This window comes from Halonotius sp. F2-221B (assembly GCF_046719765.1).
In the GTDB taxonomy this organism is placed as follows: Archaea; Halobacteriota; Halobacteria; order Halobacteriales; family Haloferacaceae; genus Halonotius.
On sequence record NZ_JABEBY010000011.1, the window covers coordinates 97,192 to 112,354 of the forward strand.

14 protein-coding genes and 1 tRNA gene are annotated in these 15,163 nt (G+C 63.3%); 10 read left to right on the top strand and 5 right to left on the bottom strand.

The genetic code is table 11. The features are described from left to right. The first annotated feature begins 321 nt into the window (after positions 1 to 321). The gene (locus HKK80_RS09690) at positions 322 to 537 is read left to right on the top strand and encodes a PLDc N-terminal domain-containing protein (RefSeq protein ID WP_411799394.1); all 216 of its coding nucleotides are present in this window, start codon (positions 322 to 324) and stop codon (positions 535 to 537) included. Between the two features lie 23 nt (positions 538 to 560). On the opposite strand, the gene HKK80_RS09695 is transcribed toward HKK80_RS09690, so the two are convergent. Beyond that, positions 561 to 1,625: a Brp/Blh family beta-carotene 15,15'-dioxygenase gene (locus HKK80_RS09695; RefSeq protein ID WP_411799395.1), complete on the bottom strand. Its 1,065-nt coding sequence runs from the start codon at positions 1,623 to 1,625 to the stop codon at positions 561 to 563. A gap of 100 nt (positions 1,626 to 1,725) precedes the next feature. Between HKK80_RS09695 and HKK80_RS09700 the strand changes: the two genes are divergently transcribed. Both HKK80_RS09700 and HKK80_RS09705 read left to right on the top strand, forming a co-directional pair. Then, a complete protein-coding gene (locus HKK80_RS09700; RefSeq protein ID WP_411799396.1) occupies positions 1,726 to 3,234 on the top strand; it encodes a phytoene desaturase family protein in 1,509 nt (502 codons plus the stop codon). Positions 3,235 to 3,377: 143 nt separating this feature from the next. Beyond that, positions 3,378 to 4,775, top strand: coding sequence for an FAD-dependent oxidoreductase (locus HKK80_RS09705; protein WP_411799397.1), 1,398 nt, complete (start codon positions 3,378 to 3,380; stop codon positions 4,773 to 4,775). A gap of 520 nt (positions 4,776 to 5,295) precedes the next feature. Here the strand turns inward: HKK80_RS09705 and HKK80_RS09710 are convergent. The 3 genes from HKK80_RS09710 to HKK80_RS09720 all read right to left on the bottom strand — a co-directional run bounded on the left by HKK80_RS09710 (position 5,296) and on the right by HKK80_RS09720 (position 6,371). Further along, positions 5,296 to 5,369 (bottom strand) — tRNA-Lys (locus tag HKK80_RS09710). Positions 5,370 to 5,446: 77 nt separating this feature from the next. After that, a complete protein-coding gene (locus tag HKK80_RS09715) occupies positions 5,447 to 6,106 on the bottom strand; it encodes a hypothetical protein (protein WP_411799398.1) in 660 nt (219 codons plus the stop codon). 97 nt (positions 6,107 to 6,203) lie between these two features. Next, positions 6,204 to 6,371, bottom strand: coding sequence for a hypothetical protein (locus HKK80_RS09720; protein ID WP_411799399.1), 168 nt, complete (start codon positions 6,369 to 6,371; stop codon positions 6,204 to 6,206). Positions 6,372 to 6,664: 293 nt separating this feature from the next. Here HKK80_RS09720 and HKK80_RS09725 point away from each other — a divergent pair, with 293 nt between their 5' ends. The 6 genes from HKK80_RS09725 to HKK80_RS09750 all read left to right on the top strand — a co-directional run bounded on the left by HKK80_RS09725 (position 6,665) and on the right by HKK80_RS09750 (position 12,189). Continuing rightward, complete coding sequence (locus HKK80_RS09725) at positions 6,665 to 6,988, top strand: hypothetical protein (RefSeq protein WP_411799400.1); 324 nt, start codon at positions 6,665 to 6,667, stop codon at positions 6,986 to 6,988. Positions 6,989 to 7,073: 85 nt separating this feature from the next. Then, complete coding sequence (locus HKK80_RS09730) at positions 7,074 to 8,852, top strand: nitrite/sulfite reductase (RefSeq protein WP_411799401.1); 1,779 nt, start codon at positions 7,074 to 7,076, stop codon at positions 8,850 to 8,852. 72 nt (positions 8,853 to 8,924) lie between these two features. After that, positions 8,925 to 9,215, top strand: a complete 291-nt coding sequence (locus HKK80_RS09735; RefSeq protein ID WP_411799402.1) for a DUF6360 family protein — start codon at positions 8,925 to 8,927, stop codon at positions 9,213 to 9,215. 144 nt (positions 9,216 to 9,359) lie between these two features. Further along, positions 9,360 to 11,117, top strand: a complete 1,758-nt coding sequence (locus HKK80_RS09740; protein ID WP_411799403.1) for a histidine kinase N-terminal 7TM domain-containing protein — start codon at positions 9,360 to 9,362, stop codon at positions 11,115 to 11,117. A gap of 168 nt (positions 11,118 to 11,285) precedes the next feature. Beyond that, complete coding sequence (locus HKK80_RS09745; protein WP_411799404.1) at positions 11,286 to 11,858, top strand: hypothetical protein; 573 nt, start codon at positions 11,286 to 11,288, stop codon at positions 11,856 to 11,858. A gap of 163 nt (positions 11,859 to 12,021) precedes the next feature. Next, positions 12,022 to 12,189, top strand: a complete 168-nt coding sequence (locus HKK80_RS09750; protein WP_411799405.1) for a hypothetical protein — start codon at positions 12,022 to 12,024, stop codon at positions 12,187 to 12,189. Between the two features lies 1 nt (position 12,190). Here HKK80_RS09750 and HKK80_RS09755 read toward each other — a convergent pair whose 3' ends face one another. Then, on the bottom strand, positions 12,191 to 12,661 hold the full coding sequence (locus HKK80_RS09755; RefSeq protein WP_411799406.1) for a deoxyuridine 5'-triphosphate nucleotidohydrolase: 471 nt from the start codon (positions 12,659 to 12,661) through the stop codon (positions 12,191 to 12,193). A gap of 175 nt (positions 12,662 to 12,836) precedes the next feature. On the opposite strand from HKK80_RS09755, the gene HKK80_RS09760 reads away from it, so the two are divergent. Further along, entirely contained in the window at positions 12,837 to 14,816 is a 1,980-nt protein-coding gene (locus HKK80_RS09760) for an aconitate hydratase (protein ID WP_411799407.1), read from the top strand. Positions 14,817 to 15,163 lie beyond the last annotated feature (347 nt).

Consider the following 15,163-nt stretch of genomic DNA (forward strand, 5'->3'; position numbering starts at 1 on the left):
GTGCGATGGACAGCAGCTTCTGTCACCACATGCCCTGCTTCGCTTGCAGCGGCACCCCGGCGAGGACCAACGCAGATCGTCGTTTCGGCCCGCATTCGAAGCTATACACAGTCTGGTGTTTGACAGCAATAAGCGTGTTGCTGAATACCATGGGTGTATGACACATGAACAAACCCTCACGAGTTGGATGGCTCGATCGTGACAGGTGATGCTACTGTCGCGTCAGTACAGCCTATCGGCGCGTTTCGACCACAGGCTCCCACCTGTTCACCGAGATGTCCGGTCACAACTCACTTGTCGCTGTGCCTGACATCTACAGGCATGCTGCCCTCCATACTGCTGCAACTCGAACTGGCGCTCATCGGCTTTGCGTTCTCACTGCTCACCTTTGTGGTGCAGATCGCGCTCGTCATCTGGACGTACAGCGACGCCGCCGACAACAGCAGTCACTCGGCGATCCTGTGGGCGCTCGTGGTGTTGTTTGCCCCGCTGCTTGGGGTGGTGTTATACCTGCTACTCGGCCGTGATCAACGCTGAGCGGTCGCGGCGGCCGTCACCGCTCAGGGCACATACCAGATCCCACGCTCCCGATCCCACAGCGAGCCGACGACGATGTGTGGCAGCGCGATAATACTGATAAAGATGCTCCAGAACGCTACCGCGCCGGACAGCAGGGTGCTGTTCGCAAACGGGTTTGGCACGGCCCAGTAGACGGCCGCCAACACGGCAACTGTCGCCAGCGCGCCCGCGACGAGCAGTCCCCATGCCCGGATCGCTGTCGTTGTCGGATCGTCGCCGCCAAGCAGATCCCACCGGTCGTCGCCAACCGGCGGCTCCCGCACCGTCTGTGCGCGGGCGACCTGCCGGGCGGAGTACCACAGCGGGAAGTAGAGCCCGACGGCGACGACGACCGGCACGACCGCAAAATACGCCGTCAACAGCAGCGTTTCACCGGCATCGACAACCCACGAGCGACCGCCGCCCCGCAGATAGCCCAGCCCGATGTGAGCGACCAGTGCCAGCCCGAAGCCCGCGGCGATGATCGGTCGTGTCACGTCGAAATACGCCGCATACGGCGCGAGTCCGCCCGGCTCGACCAACCCGACCATGAGCGCGCTAAAGGAATGGAACGTCTCGGGCCAGAAGACGATGGGCACGAGCATGACGCTGCCGCCGCGGACGCCAGCCGCCAGTAGCCGCTGGGCCCGCGTCTGTAGGTGGTCGGTGCCGCTGGTGGCATCGAGCACCTTCACCCCGCCGAGGCCGCCTTTCGCCATGGCGACGGTGACCGCCAGGCCCAACCCGGCAACCGGCGAAACCAACAGCAGCCCGAGGAAGCCGCCAACGGCTGCCAGATACACCGCGACGTACCGCCACCGAAAGTCCGGCCGTCGCCGCCGGAGGTTGGCGACGTGCTCGTAGCCGCCGTGGGGGAGGTTGAGCGCGATCATCCCCACGAGATAGATGACCATCTGGGCGTCCATCGGTACCGATATCCCGGCGGCGGCCAGCGCCGCGAACGTGACGGCGACCACCACCAACGCGGCCCGTGAGAGCAGCAGCGATGGGTGTGCATCCGACGTGCGAGACAGCCGGCTCATCGCCCGAGAACTGAGCGCGCTCATACCATGATTGTGGGGGCTGTTCACATATAAAACGGGTCGCGCAATCCTGCGATCTGGGAACGCCCGCTGGCCGAATACGGGTGCCGCCCTACGATCAGATATGGGCAGAAGCCAGTCACAGCAGGTGACCGTCGTCGGTGGCGGGTTCGGCGGGCTCGCGGCGGCAACGTTTCTCGCCGACGCCGGGGCTGACGTGCAACTCTACGAGCAACACGACCACCTCGGCGGGCACGCTGGCGTCCTCGAACGCGATGGCTTCCGGTTCGACACCGGGCCGTCGTGGTATCTCATGCCCGATGTCTTCGAACGATTCTTTGGGCAGTTCGACCGGCAGCCGAGCGACTACTACGGGCTCGAACGACTCGATCCACAGTATCGCGTCCACTGGAAGGACGGCGACAGCGTCGACGTTGCGCCGAACCGCGGGAATATTCACGAGATCTTCGAGTCCTACGAGGACGGTGCGGGGGCGGCCCTCGATCGGTATCTCGATACCGCCGCGACCAACTACGAGTTGGCGATGGAGCGGGTGTTGTACGCTGGTCGTGAACGACTCCGAGATTACCTCGATCCGGCGTTGTTGCCGATGCTTCCCCGGCTTCGGCTGTTCGGGACGATGGACGACTACGTCGCCCGATACTTCGATCATCCAAAGCTCCGACAGCTTTTGGAGTATACGCTCGTCTTCCTCGGTGGCGCGCCACACAACACGCCCGCGATCTACAGCATCATGGCCCACGTCGATTTCAATTATAACGTGTTCTATCCCGACGGCGGGATCGCCGGCGTCGTCGACGCGCTGGCGACGCTGGCCCGCCAGCAGGGTGTCGACATCGAAACCGGGGTGACTGTCGAGGGGATCACCCCAGCCAGCGATGGCCTCAACGTCGTGACCGACCGCGGCACCGACCACAGCGAGGTCGTCGTCAGCAACGCCAACCCGGCCTACACCGAACGCGAGTTGTTGCCACCGGCCGCCCGCGATCACGACCCCGGGTACTGGGACGACCGAACCTACGGCCCATCGGCGTTTATGCTGTATCTCGGCGTCGAGGGCGACATCGAGCCGCTGGCCCACCATACACTCGTCTTGCCGACCGACTGGGACGCTCACTTCGAACATATCTTCGACGACCCGGGGTGGCCCGACGAGCCGGCGTACTACCTCTCGGTGCCCTCGGTGACCGACGAGACGGTCGCTCCCGACGGCCACCACGCGGTCGTCATCTTGGTGCCACTGGCACCCGGATTAGATGACACGCCCGAGCGACGGGCGCAGTTCCGCGACCAGATCCTTGCCGACTTGGCCGCCAACACGGGCGTCGACCTCCGTGATCGGATCGTCGTCGAGGAGACCGCCTGCGTCAGCGATTACGTCGACCGGTTTGGCGACCCGCAGGGAACCGCCCTCGGCTTGGCCCACACGCTGTGGCAGACCGGCCCGTTCCGACCGGGCCACCGAACCGGCGTCGACGGACTGTACTACACCGGCGGGTTCACCGCACCGGGGATCGGGATGCCGATGTGTCTGCTCAGCGGCGAACACGCCGCCACCGCCGTCTTGGAGGATCATCCGGCACTTACAGCCGAGTCGACACCGGCTGACTGATTGTCCCACTCACGGCGGCGGGAACTGGCCGTGATCGTCGGATTGTCGATGCATTGTTCGTCAGTTGTCGAATAGTCGACTCCAAAAAATATGAGTTATCAGTGCGGAGCACGACAGCCGACGTAGCGGCGGTAGATCCACCCATGTCCGGCAAATACGACCTCGTGATCGTTGGCGGCGGCATCAGCGGCGCGTCGCTGCTGTACACGACCGCGACGTTCACCGATATCGACTCAATCGCACTGATCGAGAAAGAGCCCGAACTCGGCGCGATCAACTCCCATCACACCAACAACTCCCAGACGCTGCATTTCGGCGACATCGAGACCAACTACACGCTGGAAAAAGCCGAGGAGGTCAAGGAGGGCGCGGAGCTGCTGGCGGGCTATCTCGAACACCACGACCCCGACCGCGAGATGCACTCGAAACGCAGCAAGATGGTGCTGGCGGTCGGCGACGAGGAGGTTCCCAAGCTGGAATCCCGCTACCACGAGGAGGGGTTCGGCGAGCTGTTCCCGAAACTCCAGCCCATCGAGCGCGAGGAGATCGCCGATATCGAGCCAAAGGTCGTCGAGGGCCGCGATCCAGACACCGATCTGCTCGCCCTCCAGACGCCTGACGGCTACGTTGTCGACTACGGCCAGACGACGAAATCCTTCGCCGAGCAGGCCCGCGAGGAAGCCAACGTCGACATCTACACCGACACCGAGGTTACCGACATCACGCCGACGCTGGACGGCCACACCATCGCCACCGACGCGGGCCGTTTCGACGCCGACGCGACGGTCGTCGCCGCCGGCTCCCATAGCCTCCAGATCGCCAAGGAACTCGGATACGGCGAGGATATGTCGCTGCTCCCGGTCGCGGGGAGCTTCTTCATCGCCGACGACCAGCTATTGAACGGCAAGGTCTACACGCTTCAGATGAAGAAACTCCCCTTCGCCGCCGTTCACGGTGATGCGGAGGTACACGACGACTCCATCACCCGGTTTGGTCCAACGGCGAAGGTCGTCCCCGGGCTCGAACGCGGTCGGCTCTCGTCGGTGCCGGACTTCTTTGATGTCTTCGGCTTCACACCCGAGGCGTTCCTCAGCTACGCCAACATCATGGCCGACCGGATTCTCTTTCCCTTTGTCCTCGAAAATCTGCTCTACGATCTGCCTGTCATCGGCCGCAAGCAGTTCCTCCCGCATGTCCAGAAGGTCGTTCCGAGCGTCGAGCTTGAGGACATCGAGCGCGCAAAGGGCTACGGCGGCATTCGCCCGCAGATCGTCGACACCGCCAACAAATCGCTGGATATGGGTGAGGCGAAGATCGTCGGCGACGACATCATCTTCAATATCACGCCCTCGCCTGGTGCGTCGACCTGTCTGAAAAACGCGATGCGGGATACTCACACCCTACTGGAGTCGCTGGAGGGCGACTACGAGTTCGACGAGGACGCCTTCCGGGAGGCGACGATCGGCCACTTCCCGCGGGCCGATGCCGACGATGATACCATCGCGGTCGACGCCGTCGAATCGGCTGCGGCCGACGACTAAGCGACCGTAACCCAGTGGTCGGCGATCGACTGGGCGACGCAGAAAACCGGGCTGGAAAGGCGTTGAACACTGTGGAACTGAATCCAACAAGCTCACGCTCACTGCGTTCGCGTGAACCACGGTCGTTCCGCTCACTGCGTTCGCGTGAACCACGGTCGTTCCGCTCACTGCGTTCGCTTCACTCCCTGCTTCAACGCCCTCGACAGCCGCGTTGCTCCTCACGATAGTGTTCGGAGCAAAACGGGCTGGGAGGGAGTTGAACCACCGGAAGACGAACCGTTCGCTTCGCTCACGGTTGCGACTTCCACGGTTCACTCCCTCGGTAGCGTTTTCACTGCTCCCGTTGGTCGCCGAAGCGGCAAGCCGCTTCGAGCCGTCGCTCACGGTGTTCACGACGACGCAGGAAAACGGGCTGGGAGGGAGTTGAACCACGGTCGCTTCGCTCACTGCGTTCGCTTCACTCCCTGCTTCAACGCCTTCGACAGCCGCGTTGCTCCTCACGATAGTGTTCGGAGCAAAACGGGCTGGGAGGGAGTTGAACCCCCGACCGTCTGGTTAAAAGCCAGACGCTCTCCCTAACTGAGCTACCAGCCCTCACTGTTGCTTGCCGGCAGGCGGTGATAAGGGTTTTTACATCGGTGCGGAGCGAGCGTTGACGCCGACGCCCTCGGCTACTCGTCGGCAAAGTAGGCCGCCAGCGCGTCGGCGACGATATCCCCCGGCGGCCGGTTGTCCATCGAGGCACGGTGCCGCAGCTCGATATACTCCTCGGTCGGCAGCGTCACCGTCAGCTCGCCGGGCGTGATGTCGTGGTCGCGGAGCGCGGTCTCGGTATCGGCCCCATCGTTGATCGCGCTGGCGATCGACCGGATATCCCGCACCGTCAACTCGGCATCGAGACTCGCCCACGCCAACAGATACCGATCTTCCGCGGGCACGCGAGCGATATGCTTGGCGGCTGTCGGCGCGATATGCCCGCGGGCGACGTGCCGCCGGATCGACTGCGGGAGGTCGTGAACGCGCGCCCATTTGCGGATAAACGAGACGGTCACGCCGTCGCCGGCGGCCTCGGCGGCAGCCTTGTAGGAGCCGCGTCCGCGAACGAGGGCCGCACAGGCCGCCGCCCCCCGGAGCATCAGCACATGGTCGTTGCCGCCGACAGCACCGGTCGCAAAGTCGTGGACGACCTCGGCGGCCTCGGCGACGCTGTCGGGATCGTCGGGGTCGAAATCGACAGCCTCCTCGGCACGGTCGCCGGTGATCTCCGGATCGGCGCGGACGACGGGGGTGCCGACCGGTGTCTCGCGGTCTGAACCGTACTCCGTGGTCATTTACCGATCACACGGCCGCACGGAACAAAAGTGCCGCGCACGGTGGTAGCCGCCGCGACAAACCGTAGGTAAAAGCGAGGCTCCATCCGCACGGGTGTCAGTCCTGGTGAGCGGTGGCGTCGCGTGAGTCGGGTGTGGCCTCGTCGACACTGTCCTCGGCGGCCGCCTCGTCGGCCTCGCGCCGCTCGGAGAGGTGTTCCCAGATCTCGGTACAGCCGGCTCCGTCAGAAAGCTCCGCGAGATGGTCGGCTTCCTCAGTTTGCATCGCTCCCCTCCGTGGCCCCGATATGTCGCCGGGGGGAGGCTACTGATACATCGTCTGTTTGCGTCGTTTCGGTCATCATAGCCTCGTAAGACACCAGCCGTCTTAACCCACATCGAACCCGTAACACTGACCCGCGCTCGGTGATACCGGATCGTGTTGCAGCTATACCGGACGCCGTGTTTATTCCAAAACCACACGACAACAGTAGATTGTGGTGTCGAAACGGTGTCACCGGTGCGGTCAGCGATTGCAGCGGGCGACTCCTACAGGTAGCCGGCGACCCAACAGGCTGTGTGAGCGTTGCTCTTCGCATCCTCGATGACGGCGCGTGGCTCTCGGTCAACGACCAGCGACGCGTCAGCGTCAGCGAACTCTGGCGGCTCCATGCCCCCGAGTTTTGTTCCTGTGAGCTTGTCGACTTCATCGCCGAGGGGTTCACCGCGGTCTCCGCCGACGGCCGTGATGTGGCGGTGACGACCTACGGCCAGTGTATCGAGTGTGGGGCCAGCGGCGTCCCCGGAAAACTTCCGGTCGGCTACATCCACAACGGCGAATACCGCAACTACGACCGCGAACACGCCGTGCTGGAGCCGATCGGTAACCGACAGTGCAAGTAGCGGCAATAACCACCGGAGAAGGCAACCACCGGGGATGGTTGACGCGGGGGCGGACGGTTTACAGGTAGAGCTATTGGGTGGGCATATGCCAACCGACGTTGAGAACTGGAAATCGGAGGTCTACGGCAATGAGATCCGAGAGCATCTCATGGCGTTCGCCGAACAGGGCTGGGAGTCGATCCCGGAAGACGAACACGACGCCTGGTTCGAGCGGTTCAAATGGTGGGGGTTATACCATCAGCGCAACGGCCAAGAGAGCTACTTCATGATGCGGATCGGGACGCCAAACGGCGTGCTCAAACCCGGCCAGACCGAGGTCGTCGCCGAGATCGCCGACGAGTACGCCCGCGGTCCGGAGACAAACCCCGAGTTCGGCGACGGCTACGTCGACTGGACGACCCGCCAATCGATCCAACTCCACTGGATCAAACTGGAAGACGTGCCGGAGATCTTCGAAAAGCTCGAGGCCAACGGCCTCTCAACCCAGCAGGCCTGTGGTGACTCCTGGCGCAACATCGTCGGCAACCCGATGGCCGGCAAGGCCCCGGAGTTCGTCGATGCGTGGCCCGTCATCAAGGAGCTCAACGAGACGTTCAAAGGCAACGAGGATCACGCCAACCTCCCCCGCAAATGGAAGGTGTCGGTCACCGGCTCGCCGGACGGTTCGGGACAGGGTGACATCAACGACCTCGCACTTGAGCCAGCCTCCAAGGAAATCGACGGCGAGGAAGTCCGTGGGTTCAACGTCCGCGTCGGCGGCGGCCTCTCACGGAACGAACCCCGACTCGCCCGCGATATCGATGTCTTCGTCCGCCCGGAAAACGCGGCCGACGTGGCCGGCGGCATCTCCGCGCTGTTCCGCGAACACGGCGACCGCGAGGATCGCTACAACGCCCGGATCAAGTTCCTCGTCGACGAGTGGGGCACCGACAAGCTCCGCCGCGTCCTCCAGGAGGACTTCGTCGACTTCGAACTCGAATCGGCCGGCGAGGACATCCGCGATCAGTACACCTACAACGCCGGCGGCGAGGAACACGGCGACCTGATCGGCGTCCACGAACAGCGCGACGGCAACTACTACGTCGGGCTCAACGTCTTGGTCGGCCGCATGGGTGCCGACGACACGCTCGAACTCGCCGATCTCGCCAACGAGTACGGCTCCGGCGAAGTCCGCATCAGCCAACGACAGAACGTGATGATCACTGACGTTCCGGAAGACGATCTTGACGACCTGCTCGACGAGCCACTGCTCGAAGACTACTCGCCGGATCCCCATCCGTTCATGCGTGGCTCGGTCGCCTGCACAGGAACAGAATTCTGTTCGCTCTCGATTGTCGAGACGAAAAACCGGCAGGTGCGCTACGCGCGGTGGCTCAAGGAGAACGTCGAACTCCCCGAGGGCGTCGAGGACTTCCACATCCATCTGTCGGGCTGTACGGCCTCCTGTGCCCAGCCGCAGATCGCCGACATCTCGCTGCGCGGGATGAAGACCCGCAAGGACGGCGAGCCGGTCGAAGCCCTCGATATCGGCCTCGGCGGTGGCCTCGGCGAGAACCCACAGTTCGCCCAGTGGGTCGGCCAGCGCGTCCCGGCCGACGAGGTGCCCGGTGCGATCGAGAACCTGCTGGCGACCTTCGAGGACAACCGTGAGGGCAGCGAGACCTTCCGTGAGTTCATCGCCCGCCACGACGAGGAAGAACTGGAGGCGTTCATCGAGCCCGAGGAGACCAGCTACGAGGATCCCTACATGCACAACACGAAGATGACGTGGTACCCCTACGCCGAAGACGACGACATGGATGCCTCCCCCGCGCCGACCGACGGCGAGGGTAACTCCATCGACGCGACGCCGGCCGACGACTAAGCCGCCCAGGCTATCGCCCACCGCGCTTTTTCTAAACAAAGCCTCAAGAGTCAGCCTCGTCTATCGGGGGCTATGTCCGACCGACTGCTGTCAGTCAACGCCTACACCACCCTCGACCTGCTTGAGGGGGAAGCCGAGGCCCACGAGTTCACCGAATCGGCCTACGCCGTCGTCAACGTGACCGCACCGCGGAAGAACCCCGATCACGTCAAACTGGAGCTAGAACTCGACAACGCTGAACTGGAGCACCTCCCAGCCCATGCCGACCGGGTTCGACTGACACCTGAGCAGGCCCGGACAATCGCGGCCGACCTCGAAAAGTACGCCGACAAGGTCGAAGCCAATCTCGCCGACGAGGAGTAAGCAACGCCCACGAGGAGTGAGCCACCGACAACGAGTGAACCCCATCGACGAGGAGCGCGTACCCGTCGATGACGGCCTACAGTGCGGCAGCAATAATTATTGCAGGTCAAGAAGACCTAGGGCTGTTCGAGAGTTGATAATCCCGTGGCATACGAACTGACACCGGTACTGATCCCGTTCGCTCTCGCCGCGGTCTGTGTGTTTCTGCCGTGGTATGTTATCGATGAGCTATCCGACGAGCGGTACCGGATCAGTCTGGTCGTCTCTATGATCGCGCTTGCGGCGTGGGCGCTGGCGGAGCTGTTACGGATCAGTGCCACCACGATACCCGCCGAGCTGCTGTGGCACAATCTCCGGTTTGTTGGGCCGGCGTTCAGCGCGGTCGGCTACTTTGTGTTCGCGGCCGTCTACACGGATCACACGGCGTGGGTTCGGCGACAACGACTGTGGCCGCTGTTCGTTGTGCCGGTGTTGACCATCGGGGTGGTGTGGACGGCCCCCGATCTCGTCCGTGCGACCGTTGCGGCGACCGACGATGGGCTGTTCGTCATGGAGTTCACCCCCGGCGTGTGGTACATCCTGCATGCGAGCTACAGCTACGTCCTTGTCGCGGTCGGGACGTGGTGGATCGTCAGCCGGTTTCTTGAGTTCCAGTCGAATCTCTTCGTCCGAAAACAGACGGCAGGCGTGTTGCTGTCGGCCGCGATCGTTATGGGGGCAAACCTCGCGTACAATCTGGATATCACCACCCTCGACTGGACGCCGGTCGGTGGCGCGCTCTGGGCGATCATCTTCACCATCGCCGTCTCGGAGTACCGGCTGTTCGATCTCTCGCCGCTGGCCCGCGAGGTCGTCGTCGAAAACATGGAAAGCGGGATGCTGGTAGCGACCCCCGACGGCGAGATCGTCGATGTCAACCACGCCGCGGCGACGATGCTGGACGTGACCGACGACGATCTCATCGGCCACCAGGTCGATGACGTGTTCGTCATCTCACGAGCGCGGATCGAGGAGCTGCTGGCCGGCGAATCGAGCAGCGAAACCGTCCGGGTGGATGGAAACGGCGACCGCTGGCATGCGATCACCGTCTCGCCGATCTCGGTTCCCTCCGACGACGACATCGGCCGGGTGATCACCTTCGACGACGTAACAGATCGGGTCGAACGAAAACAGCAGCTGGAGGCCCAGAAAGCGTCGCTCGAACGCCAAAACGAGCGGCTCGACGAGTTCGCGGGTGTCGTGAGCCACGACCTCCGGAATCCGCTGTCGACGATCGATGGGTGGGCGGAGGTGGCCGCCGACGCCATCAGCGGCGAGGCGGCTGACCTCGACGATGCCGAAACCGCGCTGGCCCACATCCAGCGGGCCCACGACCGGATGGATCAGATGGTCGACGACCTGCTCATGCTGGCGCGAGCCGGCCAGACCGTTGAGGACACCGAGCCGGTGGAGCTTGCGGCTGTCGCCCGCGAGGCGTGGGAACACGCCGCCGTCGACGGCTGTGAACTCGACGTGAGGGTTCCAGACGACACGACGGTTGCAGCCGACCGAAATCGGCTGCTGCGGATCTTCGAAAACCTCTATCGCAACGCCGGCGATCACAACGAGCCACCGGTGACCATCCAGGTTGGCCTGCTCGGCGATGCCGAGGCGGACGCTGATTCGGATGGTAGCGGCGAGCGAACGGGGTTTTATCTCGTGGACGACGGAGACGGCATCTCAGCGGAGCAACGCGAAGAGATATTTGACCACGGGTATACGACCGACAGCGACGGCACCGGGATCGGCCTCTCGATCGTCCGGGATATCGTCACAGCCCACGGCTGGGATATCGAGGTCACGACCGGACGTGGCGGTGGCGCGCGCTTCGAGATCAGCGGTGTCGACCTCGTCACAGCGTAGCCCACAGCCCCCGATCGGTCACCACGAGCCACAACAGGTGTCGGTGCAGCCGACCACGTAGCGGTGGGTTCGTGTGCGCCGGCCGCAACCTCGTAGTTGACTGTAAGAAACAGTTTTGAGAGTTCACCACGAAGGGAGAGATAGGACGGCATCAGCGCCGACACACCGATGGAACGACGCGAAACCTCGCCCAACGTTATCCGCTCCGAGCCCACCGAGCCGGCCACAGAGTCGGCGGCCAGCGACGCATCGCTCCGGAGCCTTGTCAAGGATCTCGTCGTCTCCTTCCAGAGCAAGTCGGTGCCGGATCTCCAAGAGATCCGCGAGCGGACGACGATCCGCAACGTCGTCGACTACCGCGAGATCGACCGCGTGCTCGATCCCGGCTGGGCCGCCGCGCCCGAGATCGTCCAGTTCGGCAACGACGCGCTGGCCGACACGCTCGTCTTCAGCCACACGAATCGCCCCTACGAGGTGGTTCTGAAACCCGAGGATGTATTCGTGCCGACTGACGACATCGAGGTTTACCTCCTCGATCGCAACCACGGCACCCGCCACCGACTCATCCGCACCCTTCCAACGCTTGATGGCGCGCTCGAACATACGGTGTTCAAGTTCACGCACAAACGGTTCGATCCCGACGCAGTCTACCAGATGTCGATGGTCGGCCCCGAACTCGACAAGGCGATCCCCGTCGGCGACACCGATCTGACGGCGATCGATATCGCGGATCAGGAGTAACTGCTCGACGCGCTCCTTGTGGATGTCGACGACGAGTCTCCGGCTGCGGAACCGATAGGATCGACAGCAACAATGAATAGCATTCGATCAAGTATCGCCGTATGAGTCTCCTCCAACAGCTCGCAGCCGGCCTGAAAGCACTGGTGTTGCTTGAACTGAGCGGGTGTACGCCATCGTCGCGGGGATCGTCTTTTTCGCCTCGGTGATCGCCGGGGTGGCGTTGTTGGGTGAGGATCCCGGTTTTATTGTCGGTGGGATCGGTGGTGTCGTCTTTGCGATCGGTGCCGTCTACGTGCTTCAGAAGCGGCTTCCGTCCCCCAACGATGGGTAGGCTACTCGGTGTCGATGTGTTCGCCCTGATAGTCGCCGTCGTAGGTGTCCTCGTGGTCGGCCGCGGCGAACACGAGTTGGCCGACGCGAGCCCCGGCCTCGATCTCGATCTCGTGGTGGACTTCCAGCAGCCCCTCGCCTTTGCCTTCGTAACCGGCGTCCCAAACTGCTGTGTGTAGCATACAGGAGTTCCGCATCAGCGACGACCGCGGGTAGATAAAGCCGATATGGTTGTCCGGAATCCGGACGGTTTCGGCGTACTGGAGGATGTAGGCCCCTGGATCGAGGGTGAAGAGGCCATCGTCGGCCTCGATCTCCCGGCGGTCGCCGATCGTTTTCCCATCGCGGCTGATCCGGCCCGCCGTGGTCTGCTCGTAGATCGCGGCGGCGGTGAGATCGACGCCGTTGGGCTGGATCTGTGTGTCGTTGATGGGTGTTAGCTGCTGGCCGACGAACGCGCCGGATTCAAACATGGCTGAGCGGTCGCCGGCGATCCCGAAAACAGTACCGGAGCCGGTGGGCTCCTGTCTCGTGTCGCCCCGTGGCTTGGTGGGTCGAACCCGCCGTAGCAGCCTGCTACCGGCTCGGATCGGGTTTCTCACAGCATACGCGGGATTTATGTCCGCGTAGGCACGACGAGCGAACGTTATGGGACAGACACTTACAGAAAAAATCCTTGACGATCACCTCGTCGAAGGGGAACTCACCCCCGGTGAGGAGATCGGTATCGAAATCGACCAGACCCTCACGCAGGATACGACCGGCACGATGGTCTGGCTGCAGTTCGAGGCCCTCGGGCTCGAAGACGTACAGACCGAGCTCGCCGCCCAGTACTGCGACCACCAGACCTACCAGTTCGACTTCAAAAACACCGACGACCACCGCTTCCTCCGGTCGGCCGCGGGCACCTTCGGCGCGCATTTCTCCCGTCCCGGCAACGGTATCTGCCACAATGTCCACAAGGAGAACTTTGCCGCCCCCGGCAAGACGCTGCTGGGCTCCGACAGCCACACGCCGACCCCCGGCGGGCTGGGCCAACTCGCTATCGGCGCGGGCGGCCTCGACATCGCCGTCGCCATGGGCGGCGGCCCCTACTACGTCGAGATGCCGGAAGTCGTCAACGTCCGACTTGAGGGCGAACTCGAAGGGTGGGCTTCCGCGAAGGATGTCATCCTTGAGATGCTGCGCCGCCTCTCGGTCAAGGGTGGCGTCGGCAAGGTCTTCGAGTACACCGGCCCCGGCGTCGAGTCGCTGACGGTGCCCGAGCGGACGACGATCACCAACATGGGCACCGAGCTCGGTGCCACGTCGTCGATCTTCCCGACCGACGAGCAGACGAAGGACTACCTCGAACGCGTTGGTCGACCCGAGGACTTCGAGAAACTCGAACCCGACGCCGACGCCGAGTACGCCGACGAGATCACGATCGACCTCGGCGAGCTCGAACCGCTCATCGCCACACCGAGCATGCCCGATAACGTCGTGCCCGTCCGGGAGGTTGAAGGCGAGCGCGTCGAGCAGGTCATGATCGGCTCCTGTACGAACGGCAGCTACGAGGACATCCTGCCGGGCGCGAAGATGCTCAAAGGCCGCGAGGTGGCCAAACACACCGAGATGATTGTCGCCCCCGCCTCGAAGCAGTCCGCGGAGATCCTCGCCCGTCAGGGCTGGACGGCCGAACTCATGGCTGCTGGCGTCAACTTCTCGGAGGCGACCTGTGGTGCCTGTATCGGGATCGGCCACGTGCCGGCGTCCGACTCCGTCTCGCTGCGTACCTTCAACCGCAACTTCGAGGGTCGCTCCGGGATCGAAGACGACAGCGTCTACCTCTGCTCGCCGGAGGTCGCTACCGCCGCGGCGATCAAAGGCGAGATCATCGATCCGCGCGACCTTGCCGACGAACTCGGCGACCTCGAACCGCCGGGGATCGAACTGCCGGAGAGCTACGACGGCTCCGACGCCGACCTCATCAGCCCGGAGGAGTCGATCGACGACGAACTCATCAAGGGGCCGAACATCGGCGACGTGCCGCTGAAGGATGCTCTCGATGAGACGGTCGGCGGCGAGACCATCCTCAAGATGGACGACAACATCACGACCGACCACATCATCCCCGCGACGGCGGACATCCTGATGTACCGGTCGAACATCGAGAAGCTCTCGGAGTTCACCCTCTCCCGTATCGACGACACCTTCGCCGACCGCGCCCTTGAGGCCGACGGCGGCGTCCTCGTCGCCGGCGAGAACTACGGCCAAGGCTCCTCGCGGGAACACGCCGCGCTGTGTCCGATGTATCTCGGTATCGAGGCTGTGTTCGCCGAGAGCTTCGCCCGGATCCACCGCGCGAACCTGTTTAATTTCGGGATCGTCCCGCTGACGATCGACGAGGAAACCTACGCCAAGATCGAGCAGGGCGACGACATCATCGTCGTCGACGACATCGGTGGCGGCGTCCGTGACGGCTCCGAGGAGTTCACCTGCCGCGTCAACGGCGATTGGGAGTTCACCGCCGAGCTCCACGCCTCCGAGCGCGAGCGTGAGATCCTTGCCGCCGGTGGCAAGCTCTCGTGGACGAAAAACCAGGCGACCGGTGAGAGCGGCAGCGGCCCGACCCCGGCCGACGACTAAGCGGTTCGCTCCCCCGTTCGACTTTTATTAACGCTGAGCACGCCGAGTCGTCGCTGTGGCGTGTCGCCCGGATTCCTGTGTGCTACTGTCCCATGGATACGCAAAACGGGAGTGTTTCGTCTGGAGACTGCTGTCCTCGCCGGCATGTCGGTTTCGGTGGTTCTGTGTGGCTTCTCCGATGAGCTGACCACCAGCATAGATATCAGATCTGATAGCTGGTGGAAAATTTATTTACATCATCCTCGCCGACATACTGGTAGTCCCTTGATCTAATGAGTACGAAAAGTTTTGTTAGCTAAGCTTGATAGAGGAGTAATGGAGCGCTCACGTCGAAAGGAGATTGAGCA